The organism is Neobacillus sp. YIM B06451 (assembly GCF_032667185.1).
Lineage (GTDB): Bacteria > Bacillota > Bacilli > Bacillales > Cytobacillaceae > Bacillus_D.
Window position 1 is genome coordinate 1 of sequence record NZ_JAVFKJ010000028.1, and the last position, 9,168, is coordinate 9,168.

Here is a 9,168-nt window from a genome sequence, read left to right on the forward strand (position 1 = left end):
AGCGCATCCTGATAAAATGCCACCGACCTCTCCAAATCGCTCACCCAAAACAAAAAATGATTCAACCCCTCAACTGCCAAACACTTCAACCCCCTTTTATGGTATTAGCGACACGGATGCCTGGCTGGTGCCCTACAACCATGTCAGCACTCATTCATCTTGCAAGAGTTTCTAAGCTCAGCGGATACTCGTTCAGAACACGTTCAATAAAGGTTTTCTGTTTAACCCCACACTTACTGTTCACCTATGAAGAAGGTAGAAGTCGTAAATGAAATTTCATAGCAGACTGAAGTTAGCGCTGTATCAGAAGATAGTATTTGATTATTATGACTATGAAAAATTAATGGAGCACCTAGTTCTTTTCCTAATTAACTTAAATATTCAATTATTCCATATACAAAATAGAAAAAATACCTCACTTAACCCCGTACATTTAAAGAGGTTGTGATTTTGTTAATTTAGATAATATATCCTCGAAAAATGGAAAATTTGGTTAGGTTGGAATGGCGAAATGTGTAATAATGGAAATGAATCCGACTTTAGTAAAGAGGGGGGATATTAAATTGGGGATCCTGATTAAAGAGATACGTATTAGAAATTTTAGATCCTATAAGTCAGCTGACATAATTTTATCTAACAATTGTGTATTGATAGGAGCAAATAATGTCGGTAAGACTACCTTATTACAAGCTATCCAAGTTGCTTTTTTAAGAGGGGTTAGAATTAGCGAGGAAGATATTTATCTAGAAACAAATGAGGTTTTACCTAAAAGTAGAAAAGCCATCATTGACGTGTTAATTGTACCCAGTAAGAAAAGCGAAGAGGGATATTATGAGTTTGATGAGAATTGGTTTGAACATATAGGCGAGTTAAGAAGTGAGGATACAGTTACCTTAGATCAATTTTTTGCTTTGAGAGCTATAATTTCTTATAACCCGTTAAAAGGTGAATATGATATTGAGAAAAAAGCACTAATAGATTGGCCAGCCAGTGAAGCCGTAGAAACTTATTCTCAATATAAGAAAAATCGAATTACTGACAAGTTTTTACAGGCATTACCGGTATTCTATATGGATGCTAAAAGAGATATATCAGTTGAAATGAAAGATAGGGGGTCATATTGGGGCAGATTAGTTAGGGATGTTGGATTAGATGATGAGGATATTGAGAAAATAGAAACTACCTTAGATACTATAAATAATGAAATTATTCATAAAAGTCCAATTTTGAAACATTTGACTGATAATCTAAGTAAAATTTCAAGAACCGTAAACAAGCGAGATTCTAGTATAAAAATTAATCCGGTATCTAGGAAAATCAGAGACTTAAATAGAGGAATAGATCTCACTTTTCAAGATGAACACTCTGAACGGTTTCCTATATCAAACCATGGCATGGGGACAAGAAGCTGGATTACTTTTCTAACAGTAGTAGCATATATTTCATGGAGAATTGAAAAGATGAGAGAAGAAGAAATTCCTTATCATCCAATATTATTATTAGAAGAACCGGAAGCACATTTACATCCCCAAGCACAGAGGAAAATATTCCAACAGATAAATGATTTATCTGGACAAAAAATAGTCAGTACTCATTCTCCTATGATAGTGGGTCAAGTTGATATAAATGATATAAGACATATATCTAAACTCGATGGGAGATCAAGTGTAAATTTTATTAATACTGCTAATTTAAATGATGTGGATTTAAGGAAAATTAAATTTGAAATTCTTAAATCAAGAGGAGATTTACTTTTTGCCAATGCTATTCTATTGTGTGAAGGAGAAACAGAGGAGCAGGCAATACCAATCTTTTTTAAAGAATACTTCAACTGTGAAGCATTTGAGGCAGGCATCAATATAATTAGTGTAGGAGGTTCTGGTAAATATAAACCCTTTTTAAGAATTGCGAAGGATTTAAATATTAAAGTATATATATTTAGCGATGGAGAAGCCAAAACTATTAAAGAAGTAAATAAGTTCGTAAAACAAGTTTACGGAGAAGAAAAGGTAGAGGATGTTTTAAATGGCATTAAGTTTTTGCCGAATGAGAATGATTTCGAAAAGTATTTGATTTCCTCAGGGTATGCCGAAGAAGTTTCTATAGCAATGACTGAAATATTGGGAGATGGCTTTTTAGAACGATATATTTCATTAAAAGATCAAACATCTAATGGTACAAGACCAACTAGAGAAAAGTGTGGAACTTGTAATCAATTTATATACGAAAAATCATTTAGGGATTATAGTAATGATGATGGTAGATTACAGGCTTTACTTGATTGCATACATGATAATAAAACTGCCTACTCCTCCATCATTGCTGATATTATAATAAATAATCGTGAAACAGGAAAAATCCCTCCAATGATAGAAAATTTATTTATCGCAATTAATAATGATTTTAAAATCTTTTCTCAAGAAGAACAGGCGGTGAGTATTTAATGGCCTTCCCATTAACTGATAATCAGTTGAAAATTGTAAACCATATTGACGGTCCGCTCCTCGTTATTGCTGGTCCTGGTAGTGGTAAAACGAGAGTTCTTACAGAAAGAATCACAAACCTATTAAACTTAGGAAAAAAGAGAATACTTGCATTAACATTTAGTAACAAAGCTGCTGAAGAAATATCTGAGCGAGTTAAACAAAACATAGATGAAGAATTGCACGATAACGTACTTGTAGGGACAATTCATAGCTTTTGTCTTGATGTAGTTATGAATAGAGGGAATTTAATAGGTTTGCCAAATGGTTTGGTTATATTTGAATCAGATGTTGATAAATTAGAAATCATGAAAAGGGTAGCAAATGAAATAACAGAATTAAGAAATGGAACATTAAATTCAAGTGGGAAAAGCAATATGTTAAAAAGCTATTTAAAACAAATAAGTGAGTACAAACAAAATTTTGTTACTCCCGAAATCTTATTAGATTCTAATAACGATAATGAAGTAGAATTTGCAAAGATTTATGAAGCATATAATAATATGATGTTATCTCAAAGGGCACTCGATTTCGATGATATTCTTTTTTATGCATATAGAATTTTTATTGAAAGACCACAAATCGCTAAATCCTATACTAGGCTTTATAAGTATATTTTTGTAGATGAAGCACAAGATTTAAATGAAGCACAATATAAAGTGATAACAGCGCTATGTAGCGAATTTGGAAATATTATGATGGTTGGAGATCCGGCACAATCAATTTATGGATTTAATGGATCGAATAGTGACTTTATGACAAATCATTTTAAAAGAGACTATAAACCAACGGAATTCAAATTAGTTGAAAATTTCCGTTCTACTAGAAAAATCATTGAGGCTGCAAAAAAAATCCAAAACAATGTTGATAGTAGTGCAGTTTATCCTCTAGAGGGTGAATTAACAGTTTGCAAATTCCATAATGAAACGGAAGAGGCATTGTGGGTTTTAAATAAAATCAAAAACCTAATGGCTGAAGGTAGTAAATGGGTTGAAAATAGCATTAGTTATGAAAATATCGCTATAATAGCTAGAAATAGGTATGTTCTGTCGAAAGTCCAAGAGACTTTAATAGCCAATAATATTCCTATTAATCATGGAGCTTCTTCTAGGAATATTGAAAGTGAATCAATAGCAATCAAAATATTCGAAGCTGGTTTAAGGGTTATTATTAATCAATATGATAATGTGCATTTTAATCAAATTTTAGGATTAATTAAGTATAAAATAAAAATGAATGCTTCAAGCGATTTGAATTATTTAGAAATGTTAATGGAATTAGACAATAGTAACATGGATTCAGCATATATATATATATTCAATACTGTAAAAAAAGCATGGAAAGTTTTATTGGAAGATGAAGAACATTTTTCAAAAGCTTTAAATGTTATTACGCTACATTTGGTTAAAAACGAAATTAATGATGAAGAAATAGATGAAAATGAACAGTATTTAATTCAAAAAGACATTGCGATGTGGAGAGAGCATTGGCAGAAATATTGCAGTCAATCTGTAACAGGGCAAAGGACTTTATCCCATTTTAGAAATCAAGTATCTCTTGGTAAGACACAATCACATAATAATTCAGGTATATCATTGTTAACAGTCCATATGTCAAAAGGTCTAGAATATGATATCGTATTCTTAATAGGACTAAATGAAGGTACTTTTCCTGACTACAGAGCTAAAAGTCACAAAGAACTTAAAGAGGAATTCAATAATATGTTCGTTGCGTTAACAAGGGCAAGAAGAGTATGCTATATAACATATCCTACATCTAAAATTATGCCTTGGGGGGATTCAAAGTATCAGTATCCCTCTACTTTTCTAAGTAAAATGGGATTTATATAGTTGTAGGGGGATGTTTCTGCTAAATAACTTTCCGATTAACCTTAGTGTTAAAATTGTTATTGTTAGATTTGGGTAATGAAATCCTGGTATATAATGGAGTGACGGGCGCCAATCAAATTTGATTGGCGCTATCTTGATTGTCAGAATAGATTATTAAAACTCCATATGCCCCTTATCCTCCCGATAATACGCCAGCCGGTCCTCCAGCGTCCCCGTATGGACCTCAAACTTATGACCATCCTTATCCACGAAATACACCGACCACTTATCCCGCTCATCCCGCTCCCTCTCAGGAAGAATCTCCACCCTCAGCCGCTTCAGCCGCTCAACCATCCCATCAAACTCCGCCTCATTCACCGAAAACGCCACATGCTTATACGACGCCCAAATCTCATTCCGACGCACTTTCTTCTCCACATTAGCGCCAGCCACATCCCCGCCAAATCGAAATACGAAGTACTCCGCCCCTTCACCGCACAGTGTAGTATTAAACTCTAAATAAATTTCCAAGATTATAATTAAAATGATATTACCATTAGCATATAAATTGGTATAATATTTAGATAAGCTTGGTGCAGGGCGGGGATAGAGTGAGTTATTTTTTATTAGTTTCATGTGTAATTCTCGTAATTTTTCTAACATTTTTGATTATTTTGGAAGTCAATTTAGGTGTTAATTTAAAGCTTTCAGATTTAGGGATATGGGGTTTTACACTATTAGGAGTACTCTTGCTATTTACCGCAGGAATAATGCCTTTTCTCGTTAAAATTTATTATGATGGTAGAATTCAAAATTACGAGAATTTAACACAACTAGGGCCTATTGGAGATTTTATTGGGGGCACAACAGTAGCATTCCTAACTGCAGCAAGCGTAGCTTTATTATTAGCAACAATTATAATGCAACGTAAAGAAATAAAAATAAGCCAACAGAGTATAGAAGAATTGGTTAAGCAAACTGAAGCATCTGTAAAACAAGCAGAAGAAGCGAGGAAAGAAACTCAGATAACTAATGATACAATGAAAAAACAGCAATTTGAAACAACTTTTTTTAATATGCTTAATTTACTGCAGCAAATAGTTAATAATATGAGGGAAACGAAATATAGTTCTTTTTATGGTACTACATTTGATTATACCGGTAGAGAAGTATTTAAAAGAATCAAAGAGGCTTATGACAAAATATTAGATTCTAATCCCCATGGTAAGTATATAAATCAATCTGAACTTGATGAAATGTTTAAAGGATTTCTAGACAAATACAGTAATGAAATTGGTCATTACATGCGGTTTAACTATAGAATTGTAAAATTCATAGTAGATAATGTAGCAAATGACCATAATGAACAAAAAAACATTTATAAAGAGACAGGGCGAGACACCATAATAGGAGACAGAAGGTATTATTTTGGAATGCTACGTGCTCAATGGTCCACTTCAGAATTGGAATTAATTCTTATAAACTCTCTATATGGAAAACATTATAAATTCAAGAATTTAATTTTGAAATATGATGTCTTAGATATAGAGGAAAGAGATAACAAAACAGAAATGTTTAAGCTTAAAGAAAGCAGGGAAAATCTCCAAGTTTACAAAGAGCTAATTGAAGTTAAAAAATAAAATCTGTAATAAAACATAAGACACTAGCCGAAAAGCGTAGTGTCTTTTCATCTTTGGAGAAGGTATCCAAGTCATGATAAGCAGAGGAGGTTTGTTAATCATAAATAAAGGAAAATAATTAATTCTCGAAATGAATTCGTTTTTATAAATTAAACTCCATATACCCCTTACTCTCCGGTAATACCCTGATCGATATCCACCACCAGATTCTTCAGCCTCTAAACCAATCCCATCAAACTCCGGCCTCATTCCCACCAAATTAAAATACGCTGTACTCCGCCCCATCAAGAGCTTCGCCCTCACCGCATTCCATCAAAATGCGATCGACCGCTCAAAACCATAAAGTAAATGAAAATATTAATCTGTTTTTTGATGTCTTACGTATCTGTCCAAATGGGGGGGAATGTGGTACTTTATGGATTGGGGGTTAAAATTGTAAAAAGAGAGGTTGATTATTGGTAGAAGTAAGACAAAGGAAAAGAACCTGACTCTCTATTTTATATAATATTTATAGTGCCTGGTATGGCATTTAATTTGAGTACTATTTAATAGAGCTATTTTCTACCAAAGGCTATACTGCCAAATTGACAAAAACCAGTGGTGAATTCGGAGCTGATTTGGTTTTAAGCAAAATGAAATAATAATTGTAATAAAGGCAAAGAGTTATAGTAAAAATGATGGCGTAAAGACGGTCTAAGAAAAAAAGCTGCACAATCAAATTACAACGCAGGGTAGGCTTGGGTAATTATGAATAGTTATTTTACAAAAGCGGCAATTGAATTGGCCAAGTCTAATTCTGTTAAGTTTATTGATAGAGATCAACATATTGAAAAAATTCTTTATTTGAAGAAGGCCGGATAATTGTACTGATAGGTATTAGCGAAGACTTCAATTTTTGCTAAATGTGGTTGATTGCCTGCTCTATCTTATTCTATTGGGACGTTAGATAACTTTTCGTTTATAGATAATTTATCTTTCGTTTGTATATTGTAAAGTAATAATTATTAAAGAAAAACAATATTAATTCAATAAAATTTGAGAGTGGGAATATAGGTATGGTGCAAGATATTAAAATATCTTTAGTGGCGAAAAAATTAGTTTTTAGAGACCATTTTCCGGAAGAAAATGAAATAATTAAAGAATGGCAATTTCAATCCGGAAGTGTTGTGAAAAAAGACCTTCAGGAACTCTTTTACATTGCGGTTTCAAAGGAAGTTGGTTGGAGCACTTTTGATATGACAACTACATCAAAAAGTATTACCGTTTCACTTATACCTATATTTTTCACGGATTCTATTAATGAAGATGTTTCCGATGCAGATAGAGATATTCTTAACAATATCATTAATCAAGTGAATAGTTACGTAATAAAACACAGTAAAACAGAACAGGCTTCAGTGAAACCGAAACAACCACATATTGACTCTCAGGCTTTAATATATCGTGTTCCTGGTCAAGGGGGTAGTTTTGAATTTGAAAATTTCATCAAAAACCTAACGAAAAATAACATTTCATTTTATATTGAGTACGAACATTCGAATATTGCAGAGCAAGGTGCTAGTGGGGGATTTTATGAAGTTATTTTATTTATTAAAGATACTATTACGTCGGGTGTTGTATATGACTTACTTAAAAAAGTTCCTGGTATGGAACAAATAAACTTAAAGAGAGATCGATTCGAAATTTTAAAAATGAAAACCGCCAATTTCTTAAATACCCAACCCTCAAATCTTGAAGTTGTTGAATTGGAAGAGGTCAATGGATCTCTAAGTATGTCTGTTATTTTTAACCGAATAAAGTACAACTTTACTTTTAATAAGAAGAATGAAATTATCAATTTTAAAAAGCAATGTTAGTTGTGGATGATAAATAGAAAAATTGTTATTTGTAGAAAATCCCTCTATTCCATCCGGCATGGCGAGCTTGTCGCGGAAACTAAACCGAGTGAACAAAAAATAAAGATTGGTGAAACCATAGAGAGCTTTACAGTTATTATAAGTTAATTTTGTAGGTCAGTTTCCTGTACTTACGTGTAAGTAAGCTGGCCTTTTTAATAAATCTCCATATACCCCTAACCGATTTAATATTCTAGCGATTAAAAGTTATTAATGTACGCTTATTGGCTGAGGTTGATGTTCAATTAGATTTCCACCAGGAGTTATTAGTCATAATAGAGGATTGTGCCAACTGCCCTAAAGGTAAGTATTTCATAAAAACTATGAAATGCTAATTAGATCGGTAATCAAATCAGGTATAAAGACTTTTAATAGATGGTCACTTTCCATTAAGGTTGAGCATCTTTTTTCAAGGAATACTCAAGTAGATTCTCCACGGACCAGTAAGGGGAAAATATTATTTAATTCTAGTTAGAAGGTAGGCTCGACTATGCAGAGGATGACCCATTTAATAATGAGTTTATTATTCCTTATAACTTTTGCTGTAAAATATAATTTTAAAGAGGTTGGACCGTCCAATATTTTATCATTACTTATTGCTCTAATTGGTATTCTTTTAATCATAAATATATTTATTTGGTTTATTTATATTGTGATAGATAAATTTTTTTATTGGCATGACAAAAGGAAACAAAGGAATTATTCTCTAATGGAATGGTTAGGGGATACAAATGTAAATGTTAATTTATATGAAGAACTTACTAAAATAAAAGATTTTAACCGAGAAGCATTTAATCATAATTATCAAATTGTAAAACAAAAGATAAAAGAACAATTTAGTACAATTAAAGATTTAAAGGGGTTTAAACATTATCTTGAATTAAGAATTAATAGCCAAAAGTATATTTCTATTTTAAACTCAACCCAAGCAATTTTGATTGCCATTATTATTCCAACCATACTAGCCTTATTAAATTTTAAAGAAATCTCATCCATTACCTCTTCTATTAACATAGTGCTATTTTTTATTTTTTGGACCATTTTACTTAGTGCAATAGATTTTTTTGCAAGACAAATGGATTTAGTGAAAGTTTTACTTAGGCTGGTTAACGAGTGTATAGAAGAAAAATCAAAAATACATTGAAAACATTTTTATAAAACTAGGGGGGATTAGGCACTCAATCATACGTTGAGTGCCTTTATCTTGACTGTGTGTGTTGTATTTCCTAATCCTAATCATAAAACTCCATATCCCCCTTATCTTGACGATAATACTCAAGCCGATCCTCTAGCGTCCCTGTATGGAACTCAAACTTATGCC

The 9,168-nt window shown here is 32.3% G+C and carries 5 protein-coding genes and 3 pseudogenes; 6 read left to right on the forward strand and 2 right to left on the reverse strand.

The features are described from left to right. Nucleotides 1–563 precede the first annotated feature (563 nt). Nucleotides 564–2,444 carry an ATP-dependent nuclease gene (locus RB160_RS23800; protein ID WP_316572942.1) on the forward strand — a complete coding sequence of 627 codons (1,881 nt, stop codon included), beginning with the start codon at nt 564–566 and terminating at the stop codon, nt 2,442–2,444. Then, nucleotides 2,444–4,333, forward strand: a complete 1,890-nt coding sequence (locus RB160_RS23805) for an ATP-dependent helicase (protein WP_316572943.1) — start codon at nt 2,444–2,446, stop codon at nt 4,331–4,333. The genes RB160_RS23800 and RB160_RS23805 overlap by 1 nt, the downstream gene beginning before the upstream one ends. Nucleotides 4,334–4,486: 153 nt before the next feature. Here the strand turns inward: RB160_RS23805 and RB160_RS23810 are convergent. Continuing rightward, nucleotides 4,487–4,806 (reverse strand): annotated as a pseudogene (locus RB160_RS23810) (VOC family protein); the annotation flags it as partial. A 117-nt stretch (nt 4,807–4,923) separates the two neighbouring features. Here RB160_RS23810 and RB160_RS23815 point away from each other — a divergent pair. The 4 genes and pseudogenes from RB160_RS23815 (at nt 4,924) to RB160_RS23825 (ending at nt 8,991) form a co-directional block, all read left to right on the forward strand. Beyond that, nucleotides 4,924–5,952: a putative phage abortive infection protein gene (locus RB160_RS23815; RefSeq protein WP_316572944.1), complete on the forward strand. Its 1,029-nt coding sequence runs from the start codon at nt 4,924–4,926 to the stop codon at nt 5,950–5,952. A 545-nt stretch (nt 5,953–6,497) separates the two neighbouring features. Continuing rightward, nucleotides 6,498–6,593, forward strand: a pseudogene (locus RB160_RS24095) (hypothetical protein); the annotation flags it as partial. Between the two features lie 414 nt (nt 6,594–7,007). Further along, nucleotides 7,008–7,808 (forward strand): hypothetical protein, encoded by an 801-nt coding sequence (locus tag RB160_RS23820; protein WP_316572945.1) that lies wholly within the window; start codon nt 7,008–7,010, stop codon nt 7,806–7,808. Nucleotides 7,809–8,361: 553 nt separating this feature from the next. After that, nucleotides 8,362–8,991 carry a hypothetical protein gene (locus RB160_RS23825; RefSeq protein WP_316572946.1) on the forward strand — a complete coding sequence of 210 codons (630 nt, stop codon included), beginning with the start codon at nt 8,362–8,364 and terminating at the stop codon, nt 8,989–8,991. Nucleotides 8,992–9,079: 88 nt separating this feature from the next. On the opposite strand, the pseudogene RB160_RS23830 reads toward RB160_RS23825, so the two are convergent. After that, a pseudogene (locus tag RB160_RS23830) lies at nt 9,080–9,168 on the reverse strand (metallothiol transferase FosB); the annotation flags it as partial.